We start from the raw sequence: 15,302 nt of genomic DNA, 5'->3' as shown, positions 1-15,302 counted from the left end.
TGGCCGAAACGGCGGTGCGCACCGCCCTGGCCGATGCCGGCATCGATTACAGCCTGGTGGACCAAGCTTTCGCGAGCTTCGTCTACGGAGACTCGTGCTCGGGGGAACGCGCGCTCTACCGGGTCGGTATGACCGGCATCCCGATCACCAACGTCAACAACAACTGTGCTTCGGGTTCTTCGGCGCTGTACCTGGCGCGGCAGGCAGTGCTGGCAGGCGCGGCGGAATGCGCGCTTGCGGTCGGCTTTGAGCAAATGCAGCCCGGCGCGTTGGACCGGGTGTTTCCAGGCCATGCCGATCCGCTGGAGCGCCACCGCGAGAGCGTGGCGGTGGCGATGGGCTTTGGTGAAGCGGAACGCGCGTTGCCGCCAGCGCTGATGATGTTCGGCTCGCAGCTCGAATGGACGGCGCGCGAACTGCATATCCCGGACGAGGTGTTCGCGCGCATTGCGGTCAAGGCGCGCGCGCATGCCAGGCACAACCCCTACGCGATCTTCCGCGACCCGCTCACAGTCGAAGCGGTGCTGGCCGCCCCCACGGTCTGGGGGCGCCTGCGCAAGCTCTACGCCTGCCCGCCGAGCTGTGGCGCCGCCGCCGTGATTGTGTGCAGCGAGCCGTTTGCGCGACGCCACGGGTTGCGTACGGACGTGGCGATCCTCGCGCACGAAATAGGCAGCGATATTTCTGCCGACCTCGATCCGCCCAACGTGCCCGATGCGCTGAGCCGGGGCGCGGCGCGCCGCACGGCTGACCGCGCATACGCCATGGCCGGCGTGGCGCCGCTGGACATTGACGTGGCGGAAGTGCACGACTGCTTCGTCAGCAACGAGTTGCTCACGTACGCGTGCCTGGGCTTCTGCGAAGAGCAAGACCTTGAGCGCTTCGTGGTCGAGGGACGCAACACCTACGGCGGCCAGGTGGTGGTGTGTCCGTCAGGTGGCTTGTTGTCCAAGGGGCACCCGCTGGGCGCGACCGGGCTGGCGCAGATCACCGAGCTCGCCACCCAATTGCGTGGCAGCGCCGGCCAGCGGCAGGTCGAGGGCGCCCGCACGGCGCTGCAGCACAACGGCGGGTTGGGCACTGCGGTATCAGTCGCGATCCTGCAGCGCCAGGGCTGAGCCGCGGATCTGCTCATTTCGACCACTGAACATCATCTCCGGGAGCCTGAACATGGACCAACCCGTCCTTCTGACGTGGCAAGGTGCCGTCGCCACCATTACGCTGAACCGGCCCGAGCGGGGCAACGCCATCGACACCGAGGCGGCGCGCGCGCTGATCGGGTGCATCGACGAGGTGGCGGCCGACACGGCGGTACGCACGGTCGTGCTGCGTGCTGCGGGGCGGCAGTTCTGCGCCGGTGGGAACATCGACGCCTTCCTCCACGCCGGCGCAGGCCTGCCGTCCATGCTCGAAGAACTGCTCGGCCCGTTGCATACTGCCCTGTACAAGCTCGCCACGCTGCCGGTTCCAGTGGTCAGTGCGGTCAACGGGCCGGTCGGCGGCGGCGGCATCGGCCTGGCGCTTTGCGCGGATATCGTGCTGGCGGCCGAGTCGATGAAGCTGCGCGGCGGCTATTCCGCCATCGGGCTCACGCCGGATGCCGGTTCGTCCTGGTTCCTGACGCGCCGCGTCGGCGCCATGCGCGCCAAGCAACTCTTCTTCACCAATGTGGCGCTTTCCGCCAGGCAGTGCCTGGAGATGGGGATCGTGAGCGAGGTGGTCCCGGATGCCGGGCTTCCGGCACGCGCGGATGCGCTGGCTGAAGCACTGGCGCACGGCGCGACCGGAGCGCTGGGGCGGATCAAGCAACTGGTTGACGGTGCGCACGAGAGAACACTGCGCGTGCAGCTCGATCTGGAGCACAGCCTGATGGTTGAGTCCGCTGCCAGTGCTCATGCCGCCGAAGGCATTGCTGCCTTTATCGACAGGCGGGCGCCCAGGTTCGACTGACAACGGGACGCCAGGCCGTTACGGCCCTGGTGGCGTTCTTCACGAGGTAAGTCAATGCAAGTCAATCTCGATTTTACCGGTCGCCACATCTTCGTGTTCGGCGGCACCACGGGCATCAACTTCGGCATCGCCCAGGCGTTCGCCAGGCAAGGCGCCAGGGTGACAGTGGCCAGCCGCAAGCAGGAGAACGTCGATGCCGCGCACCAGCAGCTCGCACAGCTTGGCGGGCCGGTCCTTGGGGTCTGCGCCGATGTGCGCGATTTCGATGCGGTAGGCCGGGCGTTCGCCGAAGCGGTCGAACGCTTCGGCCCTGTCGATGTGCTGATTTCCGGTGCTGCGGGCAATTTTCTGTGCGAGGCGAAGGACATGTCGTCGAACGGCTTTCGCGTGGTGGTCGACATCGACCTGGTCGGCACCTTCCACGTGCTGCGCCAGGCCTATGGCCACCTGCGCAAGCCAGGCGCGGCGGTGATCAATATCACGGCTCCGCAGTCCTTCGTGCCGATGCGCTACCAGGCGCACGCCAGTGCCGCCAAGGCGGGGGTCGACCAACTTACGCGCGTGCTCGCGCTCGAATGGGGCGGTGATGGCATCCGCATCAACTCGATCTCGCCAGGGCCGATCGAGGGTACGGAGGGCTTCCGGCGGTTGATGGCGCCCACCGACGCGGAGCGCGCCGCTGCGCAATCCAGCGTGCCGATGCAGCGCTTTGGCACCGTGGACGATATCGCCAATCTTGCACTGTTCCTGGCATCGCCCTATGCGGGGTACATCTCGGGCGCGCTTTTGCCGTGCGACGGCGGTGGTGCCCTGGAGAGCGTCAAGGTGCCACTCGAAGCGGCGGGCCGTGCGGCAGCGGCGACCGGAAAGCCGGCCTGAAGGGCGCTGTCCGGCGATCTGGCTGACCTCCGCTGGAGTCACCGTCAGGCCGCACGCGCTATGGCGCCGGCCGGCAGGAGATGGAATGTGAGTGGCAACGACAACAGCGAGAGCACCGGCGGCGCCGTGCTGGCGAGGCTCACCTCCTTGCGGCACGAGATTCGCCGCGCCAGCCGGCGCGCGAATGCGCTCGCCGCCTGTGCCGGGCGTCTGGGCAGCGAGGCCTATCGCGCCGCATTGGCAGAGGTCTTCGATGACTGGATGATCAACAGCATCGGGCAGCAGCAACTTGTCTGCTTTGCCTCGGCAGCCGAACTCGGGATCCTGCTGGAGCAGCACGTTGATCGATGCTTCGCCACGGCAATGCAGTCGGAGGGCCAACTGCTGCGCGTCCTCTACTGGGCGGTCATGCGGCGCTGGGACTTCTACCGCCGCCTGCGCGCCGGTGACGGCCAGTGCCTGCCAGTCCAGGCTGACCTTGTGGCCGGTGCTTCACCGAATCCGCAGGCGCTGTGCGCGGACTGCGCCCGACTGTCGGAGGACCCCAGGCGCGGAACCGGCCATTCGCGCCTCTATGCTCTTTCCGCCGCGTCCCGCCGGCACTACTCCTCGCACCTGGCGGTGTTGCGGTGCGAGCACCGCTGCAGCACCTGCGGGGCGCGCTGGGTGATGAGTTGCCACGCCGGCGATCCGTTTGTCGGCTGGACATTGCGCTGTGGCAATACACGACAGGCCTCACCGGCGGGCATGCATGTGGTTGCCTGATCGCTGTATGCGTTGCGGCGCACGCCATCAGCCAGCGGATTCCATGAGGCACGGCGCCTTCGCGCGCATGCGCCAGCAAACCTGACAGGAGAAGACGCATGACTCGTCCTACTGCAAGACCGTTGTGGATCCGCGTAACGCCTCGCGCCCCCGGCATGGCCCTTGCCAGGGGGGCGGCACGCGCAGTCCTGGCGATTGCCATGGCGCTGTGTGTCCTGGCTGGCGCGCCGGCGCTAGCCGGCCCGCTTGATGACCCAAGGAACGATGCCTTCTACACGCCGCCCCAGCCGATGCCGAGCGGGCCCCATGGCACGCTGATCCGCTCCCGTCCATTCATTCCGGTTGGATTGCTGGCTTACGGCTGGCAGGTCATGTACAAGTCCACCGACGTCAATGGCTTGCCGATTGCCATCACCGGCACCGTGCTGGTGCCCTTTACGCCGTGGCTCTCCGGCCCCCGGCCGGTTATTGCGTGGGCTCCAGGAACGCAGGGCCAGGCCGACAACTGCGCGCCCTCGCACCAGTACGCGCTGAGCACGGAATATGAAGCGACGATTGCCGGCGCGACGCCGGCAACCCTCGCCCGCGGTTGGGCGATCGCGATGACGGACTATCAGGGTCTTGGTACACCGGGCGATCACACCTGGGGGATCGGCAAGGCCGAAGGGCAAGCCGTCCTCGACGCGGCACTGGCGGCGCAGCAGTTGAGCGGGGCGGGCCTGTCGGCGAACGCCCCCGTCGGCATCATGGGCTATTCCCAGGGTGGCCATGCAGCGGCTTTCGCGGCCGAACTGCAGCCCGCATATGCCCCCGGTCTGAATGTGCGGGGCGTTGCCGCAGGAGCTGGGCCATTCAGCATCGCTGATGTGTATGCGAACGTTAATGGTGGCCCGTTCGGCGGGGTAGGGCCGATTGCGCTGATGGGCCTGAATGCCGCCTACCCTGAACTTGGCCTCTCATCGATCCTCACACCCTATGGGCAGTCGGTGATTGCCGACTTTCGCGGCACAAAATGCCTGCTTGATGTGACTGCCAGCTATCCGTTCCTGTCTGACTCGGTCCTCGTCCAGGCTCCAGCCATCCTGAACCGCGCCGACTGGCTGGCGCGCATGGCGCAGAACCAGAGCGGCAATGGCGTGCCTGCCGTACCGGCATTGGTGTACGCGGGAACCCTCGACGAGATCATTCCCTTTGGGCAGAACCAGAAGCTGTTTGCCGCCTGGTGTGCGCGCGGTGGCAACGTGGCGTTCCGGACCATCGGCGCGACCGAACACGCCACTGGGCTGCTTCTCGGCTTGCCGGTTGCACTGGACTGGATGACACAGCGATTCGGCAGTGTCCCTGCGGTATCCGAGTGCCCATAGGGCGCTGTCCTCGCTTGAATTTCATCTCAATAGCAAACCGTTCGGGCCGCGTACGCTTGCCCACGCGCGTCGGAGAACGCAACGACCTTCTTCGACGAAGGGTAGGACAATTCCGTTTGGGGCTGCATGCGTAAGAGCTTCGATTAGTTAGTGCTCTCATTTGATGCAGGCTGGCACGGCCCACGTATGCCGCGGTGAGATGATTGACGGGACTGGACCAGGAGCGGCCATAGGTGTGGTCCGACCCGAATGTCGCAAAATCGGCCAGCTCGGACATCGAGAATGGGAGAGCTGGTGTCTCAAACTGGCCGGTCTCGGTCGGATGCCCGCCGCCAAAGCGTGGTCGTCTCTGACCGACCCATCTCTGCCAGTGGGAGGTCAAGAAGCCAATGTCCGTAGTGAAAGGGGAAACGGACGCTCGCGAGCCAGATAGACAGGAACAACTTTAGCGGCGGCGTGGCACACCGCCGCGGAGCGCCAAATTAGACTTCGAATTCGCTGCACGGGACTCGCAAACGGTCGCTATGGTCAACGTAACCCCCGGTCAGCTCACGATGCGGCAGTTGCAACGACCGGTCCCATTAAAGCCACGAATCAAGCGTGCGCCTGGAGCGGGATCCGCTTTGCTGGAAGCGAACCGACACCATCGGCGGGACCGCGTCGCGTCGCGGCAAGCATACGATTACTGGGAGACGTCAGTGGTTCGTCCAGTGACAAGCCACGTACGTAACTCGCCGATACCCTTCGCGTTGATGGGCCCCCGCGCTTCCAGCAGGAACGGTTTTCCAAGCCGTTGCCGAGTAGCGTCGGTAATCTGAACCCGGCCGGCGATACCGTGGGACTCCATTCGGCTCGCAATATTGACGGTTGCACCCCACAAGTCATAAATGAATTTTCGTCGGCCGATCACGCCGGCAACGACGGCGCCGCTGTGGATGCCGACCCGCAACTGCAAACCGTAGCCGCTTCGCTCGTTAAACTGGTCAAGGTATTCCAGCATGTCCAGTGCCATATGAGCGGCCCGGGCCGCGTGGTCGACTGCAGGAACCGGAAGGCCGGCCGCCGCCATATATGCGTCGCCGATCGTCTTGATCTTCTCTAACCCGCGGTCGTCGGCGATATCGTCGAAGTCAGCGAAGATCTCGTTGAGTACTGCCACCAGTCCTTCGGGGCTCAGGGCGGGAGAGAATCGCGTGAACTGGACGAGGTCGGCAAACAGCACCGAGACTTCCTCGAACCTGTCGGCAATGATTTCCGGTGGGCCGGCCGCGATGAGATCGGATCGAAGCTTCAGGCGTTCGGCGATGGGCGAAGGCAGCACGTTGAGGAGCAGCCGTTCGGTGACCTGTTGCTCGCGAACGAGCTTTTCATAGAGGCGCCTGAGTTCATCGCTCTGGTGAACGATTGTCTCCCGACTCGCTTCCAGTTCCTGGACCTTGCGCTCGAGCTCCTTGCCATGCTGCAAGGATTCCTTGTGCAGCAGGCGCACCTCCAGCATGTTCCGAACCCGCATCAGCACTTCGCCGAGATCGAATGGCTTGCTGACGAAGTCCTTTGCGCCAGCCCGCAGCGCACGCAGTTTGTGGTCGGGCTGGGCAGTGATGACGATCACCGGGAGGTAGCTGTCCGGCTGGACGGCCTTGAGGTGCTCCATGACCTCGAACCCGTCCATGCCAGGCATCTGGAGATCCAGCATGATCAGGTCATAGTGATTCCTGCCGTGAAGCTCGCCGACCGTGCGTGGATCGGTGGTTGACTCGACACGGGTGTAGCCCGCCGCATGCAGCATCCCTTCGAGCAACAGGACGTTGGCCTCCAGATCGTCAACGACCAGGATTTTCGCGGCCAGGATGTCCGTTGCCTGGATCATGGCAAGTCTGTTCTCGGTCGTTCGAGCGCAGCGTTCAGTGCGTCCATGAACTCCTGGATCCTGATCGGCTTGGTCAGGTACCGGAAGAATCCTGCCTTCATGCCACGTTCGATGTCGCGCGGCATCGCGTTGGCACTGAGGGCGATAACCGGGATATGCATCGTCGTGGGGTCGTCGCGCAGGCGCCCCAGGGCTTCGATGCCATTGATGTCCGGCAGATGGATGTCCATGACGATGACCTCGGGCAGGGCAGCGCGCGCGAGCTCGACACCGAGTGTCCCCGTGGCCGCGGACAACAGATGCACATCCGCGCGGCGCGCGACGAGTTGCTCAAGGAGCCTGAGGTTGGCCGGATTGTCTTCCACATACAGCAGCGTGTGCATCGTGGAATGGGCTTCGGTCGGCGACCGCACGGGCGCGGCGGTCGCCGGGTGTTCGCCCGCCATTGCCGGCGGGGCGGCGGCGGGCAGTTCGACCCGGAACACGCTGCCCACGCCGGGCGTGCTTTCGACGTCGATCGTTCCCCCCATCAACTCGGCCAGCCGCCTGGCCACCACGAGACCGATGCCGGTGCCTTCCACGGGGCCCGCCTCATGCCCCAGGCGATTGAATGGCTGGAATAGCTGGGCGAGCCGCTCCGGTGTCAGCCCTGCGCCCGTGTCGTGGACGCTGACGCATACGCGATGTTCCGTCGTCGTCACCTGCACATCGACCGAGCCTTGCTCCCGGTTGTACTTGATGGCATTGGACAGCAGGTTAAGGAGGATCTGCTTCAGGCGGGTTCGGTCGGCACGGACGAAGCAGGGTGGTTCGGCGGCGGGAAATCGCATGCGAACGGCGCGCTTCAGGGCCTGCTGCTCAAGCATTGCCTGGCACTCGTGCAAGGTGTCGATGACCGATACCGGCTCGGGGGACAGCGACGCGTGCCCGGCTTCGATCCTCGCCAGGTCGAGCACTTCGTTGATGAGCTCCAGCAGATGCCAGCCCGCTTTGAGGATCTGGTCGATGCTGGCCTGCTGCGACGCAGTCGGCGGCGGAGCCTCGGAGGCCATCAGTTGCGCGAAGCCAAGGATGGCGTTCAGCGGATTGCGCAACTCATGGCTCATGCTCGACAGGAACTCCGACTTCGCATGGTTGGCGCTTTCGGCAGAGGCCTGGGCTTGCTTGAGCGCTTCGATGTCAGTGCTGGATGCCAGCCACTTTACGATCTTGCCGTCGGCATCCTTCAAGGGCGACCCGCGTTCGAGGTGCCATCGGTAGACGCCGTCGGATGCCCGTTTCAGGCGATATTCGATTTCGTACTCGCAGCCTCTTGCCACCGCGTCTTCCCAGTGGCCGAGATTGCGCGCGATGTCCTCGGGGTGGACGGCCGATTTCCAGGCACCGGACCTGGTTTGCTCGAGGCTGAGGCCGGTATAGCTGGTCCACCGAAGGTTGCAGTAATCGATCTGGCCATCCGCATCGGCGGTCATGATCATGTGAGGGATGCCGTCGGCGAGCAGCCTGAAGTGCCGCTCGCTCTGCCTGAAGTCGAGTGCGGAAGGACCATCCTTTCCCGATTCGTCGCGAGTCTGCTTGTGCATGATGTGCCCCCGCAGCCGGCGGTCTGGCGTCTGCGTGCAAGGCAGGTCAGCCGGAATCCGCGTCACCAGGAAAAGCATACGCGCAACCACGGCTGGTGCAAACCGGCATGCGCGGGGAGGCCATTGGTCAACTCGCGAGTCGATAGTGCGCCACTTCAGGCGGCAGCCAGGAACGTTGTTACCTGCCGGGCGACTTCTTCGCGCTCGTTGTCGATGCAGATCATGTGGTAGCTGTCGCTGAGCAGGACAAGGTGCGCCCTTGGATCGGTGCGGTTGCCTGCATCGTTACCATTGACCCGGTCGCGAATGTATTGGGCTGACTTCAGGCTTGTCAGCTCATCGTCCGCGGCGTGAACAAGCAAGGTAGGGCATTGCAGGAGATCCAGCCCCTGCCTGGCGCTATGCCTTAGCCGGTCGAGTTCGCGAATCGTGCTCAACGGCACCCAGGGATAGTGGCGACCGTCGCCGCGAGAGAAACGCCGCTTGAGCAGCTTGCGCAGGCGCTGGTTCTTCACGCCGTAAGGGCTGCGTTCGCGGACCCTGACGTAGTCGGCAAGCATCGGGATGCGATACAGCGCATGCCGGACCGGGCGATACCACGGCAGCGACCAGCCATCGAGGAACAGAGGCGGCGCCAGGAGCACCAGGCGGTCCCGCCCGTTGCGCCCGAGTCCGTCGATCTTGCCGACCTCCAGCGCCAGCAGCGCGCCCATGCACATGCCGACCATGTGCACCGTCCGGTATTGCTCGCGCAGGCTGGCCAGCTTGCCGCGCAGCGCTGCGAGCCAGTCCTCCAGCCTGACGCCGCGCAGCGCCTCGGGCTGGCTGCCATGCCCCGGCAGCAGCAGTTCCGCGGTCTGCATGCCCATGCTGGTGATCCGGGTCCTTAGCTGGCCCAGGTCATGCTCGGTGCCGCCCAGCCCGTGGACCAGCAGCACGACCTCGGCGCCCATATTGTTCTTGTGTTCGTATTCCATCGCAAATCGTTTCGACAAATCGCCCGGATTCAGGGCTGTGCGACGCCGCCAACTGGGGTATCGATGTCCGACATTCCACCGCCCAGCGCCTTGTAGAGCGCAACGGCATTACCGAACTCGCTGCGCCTGAGGTCCAGAAGCGTTTGCCGCGCGGCGTACAGTTGGCGCTGCGAGTCCAGCAGTTCCAGCCGACCTTCGACGCCAGCCTGGTAACGCAGGTTGGAAAGCTCGGTGCGGCGCTCGGCGCTGCCGACCGCGCGGATCTGCGCATCGATTTGCCGGCCGAACGTCTCGCGTCCGGCCAGGCCATCGGACACTTCACGGAACGCCGTCTGGATAGCGCGTTCGTAGCCGGCGACGGCGCTGTCTTTGCGCAGCTCTGCCAGGCGCAGTTCGGCGCGCAGCCTGCCGCCCTGGAACAGCGGCAGCGTGACCTGTGGCGCGAAGTTCCACGTACGGTGCCCGTCGTCGAACAGGCCGCTCAGGGCCGGGCTCACAAAGCCCAGCGATGAAGTCAGCGACAAGCGCGGGAAGAACGCCGCGCGCGCGGCGCCGATATCGGCATTGGCCGCCACCAGTTGCTGCTCCGCCAGCAGGATGTCCGGCCGGCGCAGGAGCAGATCGGACGGCAGGCCCGCAGGCAATTGCTTCACCACGGGCTGACGTTCCAGCGGCAGGGCTGCGGGAAGATCGTCCGGCAGTTCGACGCCCACCAGCAGTCGCAGCGCGTTGCGGGCTTGTGCCCCGGCGCGCGTGCGCGCCTCCAGGTCGGCTTCTGCGCTGGCTACCTGACCCTCGGCCTGCGCCACGTCCAGGCCGCTGTTCTGATGGCTTTCCTTCAGGCGCCGCGCCAGGTCGAGCGATTGCCGCCAGTCGGCGAGCGTGCGCTCGGCCAGCTGGCGCTGCTCGCCGGCCAGGCGCTCCGCGAAGTAGGCATCCGCCACCGCGCCGACCAGCGCGATCCGCGCGGCGCGGTGACCCTGTTCGTTTGCAAGGTAGCGGGCGAAGGCGGCGTCTGACAGCGAGCGCACGCGGCCAAACAGATCGATCTCGAAGGCGCTCAGGCCCACGCCGACACCAAACTGCTTCTGCGTGGCGGCGGTGATGGCCGGGTCAACGTTTGCATTGGCTGCGATGCGCTGGCGTGTGAAGGCCGCGTTGGCGTCGATGGCCGGCAGCCGCGCGGCGCGCTGGATGCCGTACTGGGCCTGCGTTGCCTCCGCGGCCAGCGCAGCCATGCGCAGGTCGCGGTTGTTGTCCAGCGCCAGTTCGATCAGGCGCTGCAGACGCGGGTCGCCAAACATCGTGCGCCAGCCCAGGTCGGCGGCCTGCGCCGGGGCCTGTGAATGTTCGCTGGCAGCGGCGGTCATTGCCGAGAACGACGCGGGCACGGGTAGCTCAGGCTTGACCAGCTGGGGCGTCAACGAGCAAGCCGACAAGGCCAGGACAAGCGGAAGAATGAGGAATCGCATGATTTAGCCCTCTTGTCCGTGAATGGGTGCAGCCTGCTTGCGGCGGGGCTTCAGCCATCGCCCCAGGCGCTCCTGCAAGCCCATCACGAACACAAAGAAGACGGGAACGAAGAAGATGGCCAGCACGGTGGCGGCCACCATGCCGCCGAATACGCCGGTGCCGATGGCATGCTGGGTCTCGGCACTGGCGCCTGCCGCGATCATCAGCGGCACCACGCCGAGCCCGAACGCCAGCGAGGTCATCAGGATCGGGCGCAGGCGCTGGCGCGCGGCTTCCACGGCCGACGCCACCAGCCCCTTGCCTTGCTCGCGCAATTGCCTGGCGAACTCGACGATCAGGATCGCGTTCTTGGCCGACAGACCGATCACGGTGATCATGCCGACCTTGAAGAACACGTCGTTCGGCAAGCCGCGCAACAGCACGGCAGCCACCGCGCCGAGCAGCCCCAGCGGCACCACCAGCATCACCGACAGCGGAATGGCCCAGCTTTCATAGAGTGCCGCCAGCACCAGGAACACCACGATCATCGACAGCGCCATCAGCATCGGTGCCTGCGACGCGGACTGCCGCTCCTGCAGCGACTGCCCGGTCCACTCGACCGCGAAGCCCGCTGGCAGTTGCACGGCCAGACGCTCCATTTCGGCCATGGCCGCGCCGCTGGAGTAGCCCGGGGCAGCACTGCCCGCAATCCGCGCGGACGGGTAGCCCTGGAAGCGGACCAACTGCAGTGGCGTCTCGGACCACACGGGCCGGACCACTTCGGACAGCGGCACCATGCCGCCGCTCGCGTTGCGTACGTAGAGCTTCAGCACGCTGTCGATCTGCATGCGCGCGGGCGCATCGGCCTGGACGATCACTTGCTGCATGCGCCCGGCGTTAGGAAAGTCGTTCACGTAGGTCGAGCCCATCGCGGCGGACAGCGTGTTGCTGATGCTCGCGAAAGACACGCCCAGCGCCTCGGCCTTCTGCCGGTCGATCTCGAGGCGGATGCTGGTGCCCGGCGGCAGGCTGTCCGGATAGATGCCAGTCACGACCTTGCTTTGCGCGGCGAGTTCGAGCAGCTTGACTTCGGCAGCCTTGAGTGCCGCAGCACCCTGGTTGGCGCGGTCCTGCAGCCGCATCGTGAAGCCGGAGCTGTTGCCCAGTTCGTCAATGGCCGGCGGCTGCAGCGTCATCACCGTGCCTTCCGTGACGCCAGCCATCGCTGCCTGCGCCAGCATCCCTTCACTGGGGGCCGTCGCGCCGTTGCGCTTGTCCCAGTCCTTGAGCACCGCGTAATTCAATGCGGCGTTCGGGCCGATGCCGGAGAAGCCATAGCCGATGATGGAGATGCTCGACGCGATCGCGGGGCGAGAGGCGAGATGCCGTTCCAGCTTCTTCACCACATCCTGCGTGCGCTCGGTCGTGGCATCCGCGGGAAGCAGGAAGCCTGTCATGAAGTAGCCCTGGTCTTCCTCGGGCAGGAACGATGACGGCAGCGTCTTGAAGCCGAACACCATCGCACAGCACAGGGCGCCGAACACCAGCATGACGCGGCCCGTGCGCCCGACCAGCCGGCCGACGCGGGTCTCGTACCATTGCGTCAGGCGATCGAACCGGCGGTTGAACCAGCCAAAGAAGCCCCGCTTCCCGTGATGGCCCGGTGCAACCGGCTTGAGCATGGTCGCGCACAGCGCGGGCGTCAGCGTGAGCGCCAAGAGCGCCGAGAACAGGATGGACACCGCCATCGACAGCGTGAACTGCTGGTAGATCACGCCGACCGAACCGCTCGCCAGCGCCATCGGGAGGAACACGGCCGTCAGCACCAGCGTGATGCCGATGATCGCGCCCGTGATCTCCTTCATCGCCTTGGATGTCGCGGCCCTGGGTGACAGGCCTTCCTCAGCCATCAGGCGCTCGACGTTCTCGACGACGACAATGGCGTCGTCCACGATGATGCCGATGGCCAGCACCATGCCGAACATCGTCAGCACATTGATCGAGAAGCCCGAGGCCAGCATGACCGTGAAGGTACCGAGCAGCGCCACCGGCGCCACGATGGCGGGGATCAGCGTGTAGCGCACGTTCTGCAGGAACAGGTACATCACGAGGAACACCAGCGCCATGGCTTCGAACAGCGTATGAACGACCTTCTCGATCGAGATCTCCACGAACGGCGCGGTGTCGAACGGAATCGAATACTCCATGCCGGCCGGCATCGCCTTGCTCAGGTCGGCCAGCCGCGCCCGCACGGCCTCTGCGGTCTTGACGGCGTTGGCGCCCGGAGCAAGCTGCACCGCGGCGAATGTGGCGGCCTTGCCGTTTTCGCGGTTGACGAAGTTATACGATTGTGAGCCCAGTTCGACGCGGGCGACGTCGCCCAGCACGACCTTGGCGCCATTGGCGTTGGCGCGCAGCACGATCGCGGAGAACTGCTCGGGTGTTGTCAGCTGGCCCTGCACGGTCAGCGGCACTGTCACGCGTTGGCCCGGCAAGGCCGGGGACGCGCCGACGCTGCCCGGCGCGATCTGGGCGTTCTGCTGGCCGATCGCCGTGGTCAGATCGTTCATCGACAGGCCGTACGAGTTCAGTTTGGCCGGATCGACCCAGACGCGCATGGCGCGCTCGGCCCCGAACATCTGCATGCGGCCCACGCCGTTGACACGCCGCAACGCCTCGACGATGTTGCGCCCCATGTAGTCGCTGAGCGCGGCTTCGTCGAAGCGGCCACTGTCGGACTTCAGGCCGATCAGCATCAGGAAGCCCGAGGACGCCGATTCCACGTTCAGGCCGTTCTGGCGCACGGGCTGCGGAAGACGCGGCTCGACCGTCTTGAGCTTGTTCTGCACGTCAACCTGGGCCATGGCCGGATCGGTGCCCGGCTTGAAGGTGGCGGTGATCTGCGCCGTGCCGGAGGTATCGGCGGACGATTCGAAGTAGAGCAGGTTCTTGACCCCGGACAGTTCGCGCTCGATGAGGCTGAACACGCCGTCGCTCATGGTCTGCGGCGTGGCGCCGGGGTAGGTCGCGGTGATGGTGACGGTCGGCGGCGCGACCGACGGATAGCGCGCAATCGGCAGGTTGGGCAGGGCAATCACGCCCAGCAGCACGATGAACAGCGCGATTACCCAGGCAAAGACTGGGCGCCGGATAAAGAATTCGGACATGGCAGGACTCTCGCCGGGTTTCAAAGCGTGGAAGCCACGGGGCGCGTTTCAGGCGCCCCCTGGTCATGCACGGTGACCTTGGCGCCATCGGACAGGCGCTCCATGCCCTCCACAACAACCTTCTGACCGGCCTTCAGGCCTGCCTGGATGCGATAGCGGCGGTCGACCAGTTCGCCCAGCGTCACAGGGCTGATGTGCACCTGGCTGGCCGCATCGACGGTCCAGACCAGGGGCTTGCCGCCCACATGCACCACTGCTTGCTGCGGTACGGTCAGCGCCTCCGGGTAGCTTGCGCGAGGAATGCGGGCACGCACGAACATGCCAGGCAGCAGTTGCCGCGTCGGGTTGTCCACCAGCACGCGCAACAGCACGTCGCCGGTACCGGCTTCGACGTTGACGCCAGAGAACAGGATGCGCGCGGTGACGTCATACGGCTCGCCGCTGTCGCGCAGGATCATCGCCGGCAGGCCATTGCCCGCTGCCGGTTGCCGGGTCGCCAGCACCTGCCGCAGCGACTGCAGCGATGCCGCCGGCTGGCGGACGTCGACGTAGACCTGGTCGATCTGCTGGATGCGCGCCATGAGATTGCCGTCACTGGCGCCGACGAGCGCGCCTTCGGTGACCAGCGCCTGGTCGATGCGGCCGGAGATCGGCGCTTCCACCGTGGCAAACTTCAGGTCGAGCTGGCGGCGCGCGAGCATGGCACGGGCCTGCGCAACGTCCGCCGCCGCCTGGTCGCGCTGGGACACAGCGTCGTCATAGACCTGTCGGCTGATCGCGTCGGCCTCCACCAGCGGCTGCAACCGCGCGGTCTGCACCCGTGCCCGGGCCAGGGCCGCCTCGGCACGTTGCAATGCCGCGGCGGCCGTCTCCATGTCGGCCTTGAATGGTCCGGGGTTGATCTGGAACAGCGGCTGGCCGGCGCGCACTTCGGTGCCTTGCTCGAACAGCTGGCGCTGGACGATGCCGCTGACTTGTGGCCGTATCTCGGCGGTGCGCACCGCCGCGACGCGGCCGGGCAGGTCTTCGGTCAGATGCAGCAGGGTGGCCGCCACGGTCGCGGCGGCAACTTCGATCGGGGCCGGGGCGGCAGGCGGGTGGCCTTGCCCGCAGCCTGCCAGCATCGCCAGCGCAAGGGCGCATGCGCCGCTGTAGCGGCACCATCGTTGGTTCTTCATGTGGACTCCGTGATGCGCCGGCAGTCACATGCCGACGTGGATGCGCGGCAGTTTGCCCGTGGCCGATGGAGTTTCTCGTGCGGTACCATGGAGATTTGATGGAGACGCAGCGTAAGC

The 15,302-nt window shown here is 65.8% G+C and carries 11 protein-coding genes; 5 read left to right on the top strand and 6 right to left on the bottom strand.

Features of this window, described 5'->3' with window-relative positions:
* The 5 genes from ACYP5B_RS46430 to ACYP5B_RS46410 form a co-directional block, all read left to right on the top strand.
* The coding region (locus ACYP5B_RS46430; protein ID WP_459574082.1) for a thiolase C-terminal domain-containing protein at positions 1-1,118 on the top strand (1,118 nt) is incomplete at its 5' end.
* Positions 1,119-1,170: 52 nt separating this feature from the next.
* Positions 1,171-1,950: an enoyl-CoA hydratase/isomerase family protein gene (locus ACYP5B_RS46425; protein WP_459574081.1), complete on the top strand. Its 780-nt coding sequence runs from the start codon at positions 1,171-1,173 to the stop codon at positions 1,948-1,950.
* Between the two features lie 54 nt (positions 1,951-2,004).
* Entirely contained in the window at positions 2,005-2,829 is an 825-nt protein-coding gene (locus tag ACYP5B_RS46420; RefSeq protein ID WP_459574080.1) for an SDR family oxidoreductase, read from the top strand.
* A gap of 87 nt (positions 2,830-2,916) precedes the next feature.
* Entirely contained in the window at positions 2,917-3,594 is a 678-nt protein-coding gene (locus ACYP5B_RS46415) for a hypothetical protein (protein WP_276286829.1), read from the top strand.
* 200 nt (positions 3,595-3,794) lie between these two features.
* Positions 3,795-4,958 carry a lipase family protein gene (locus tag ACYP5B_RS46410; RefSeq protein ID WP_276286828.1) on the top strand — a complete coding sequence of 388 codons (1,164 nt, stop codon included), beginning with the start codon at positions 3,795-3,797 and terminating at the stop codon, positions 4,956-4,958.
* A 682-nt stretch (positions 4,959-5,640) separates the two neighbouring features.
* On the opposite strand, the gene ACYP5B_RS46405 is transcribed toward ACYP5B_RS46410, so the two are convergent.
* From ACYP5B_RS46405 to ACYP5B_RS46380, 6 genes are all read right to left on the bottom strand, one after another.
* Positions 5,641-6,828, bottom strand: coding sequence for an adenylate/guanylate cyclase domain-containing protein (locus ACYP5B_RS46405; protein WP_447429961.1), 1,188 nt, complete (start codon positions 6,826-6,828; stop codon positions 5,641-5,643).
* Positions 6,825-8,306, bottom strand: coding sequence for a hybrid sensor histidine kinase/response regulator (locus ACYP5B_RS46400; protein ID WP_459574079.1), 1,482 nt, complete (start codon positions 8,304-8,306; stop codon positions 6,825-6,827). Before ACYP5B_RS46400 ends, ACYP5B_RS46405 begins: the two co-directional genes overlap by 4 nt.
* A gap of 260 nt (positions 8,307-8,566) precedes the next feature.
* Positions 8,567-9,388, bottom strand: a complete 822-nt coding sequence (locus ACYP5B_RS46395; protein WP_459574078.1) for an alpha/beta hydrolase — start codon at positions 9,386-9,388, stop codon at positions 8,567-8,569.
* A gap of 29 nt (positions 9,389-9,417) precedes the next feature.
* On the bottom strand, positions 9,418-10,860 hold the full coding sequence (locus ACYP5B_RS46390; RefSeq protein WP_276290840.1) for an efflux transporter outer membrane subunit: 1,443 nt from the start codon (positions 10,858-10,860) through the stop codon (positions 9,418-9,420).
* 3 nt (positions 10,861-10,863) lie between these two features.
* Complete coding sequence (locus ACYP5B_RS46385) at positions 10,864-14,007, bottom strand: multidrug efflux RND transporter permease subunit (protein ID WP_459574077.1); 3,144 nt, start codon at positions 14,005-14,007, stop codon at positions 10,864-10,866.
* Positions 14,008-14,027: 20 nt separating this feature from the next.
* Positions 14,028-15,185, bottom strand: coding sequence for an efflux RND transporter periplasmic adaptor subunit (locus tag ACYP5B_RS46380; RefSeq protein WP_459574076.1), 1,158 nt, complete (start codon positions 15,183-15,185; stop codon positions 14,028-14,030).
* Positions 15,186-15,302: the final 117 nt, after the last annotated feature.

Source organism: Cupriavidus sp. 8B, assembly GCF_054589115.1.
Note: the sequence above shows the minus strand (reverse complement) of the source record. Positions and strands in the feature narration are given on the sequence as shown.

What these genes read in the sequence shown, in the direction of transcription:
- ACYP5B_RS46425 (WP_459574081.1), top strand. Translation starts at nt 1,171, where the DNA reads ATGGACCAACCCGTCCTTCTGACGTGGCAAGGTGCCGTCGCCACCATT.
- ACYP5B_RS46420 (WP_459574080.1), top strand. Translation starts at nt 2,005, where the DNA reads ATGCAAGTCAATCTCGATTTTACCGGTCGCCACATCTTCGTGTTCGGC.
- ACYP5B_RS46410 (WP_276286828.1), top strand. Translation starts at nt 3,795, where the DNA reads ATGGCGCTGTGTGTCCTGGCTGGCGCGCCGGCGCTAGCCGGCCCGCTT.
- ACYP5B_RS46405 (WP_447429961.1), bottom strand. Translation starts at nt 6,828, where the DNA reads ATGATCCAGGCAACGGACATCCTGGCCGCGAAAATCCTGGTCGTTGAC.
- ACYP5B_RS46400 (WP_459574079.1), bottom strand. Translation starts at nt 8,306, where the DNA reads ATGATCATGACCGCCGATGCGGATGGCCAGATCGATTACTGCAACCTT.
- ACYP5B_RS46395 (WP_459574078.1), bottom strand. Translation starts at nt 9,388, where the DNA reads ATGGAATACGAACACAAGAACAATATGGGCGCCGAGGTCGTGCTGCTG.
- ACYP5B_RS46390 (WP_276290840.1), bottom strand. Translation starts at nt 10,860, where the DNA reads ATGCGATTCCTCATTCTTCCGCTTGTCCTGGCCTTGTCGGCTTGCTCG.
- ACYP5B_RS46385 (WP_459574077.1), bottom strand. Translation starts at nt 14,007, where the DNA reads ATGTCCGAATTCTTTATCCGGCGCCCAGTCTTTGCCTGGGTAATCGCG.
- ACYP5B_RS46380 (WP_459574076.1), bottom strand. Translation starts at nt 15,185, where the DNA reads ATGAAGAACCAACGATGGTGCCGCTACAGCGGCGCATGCGCCCTTGCG.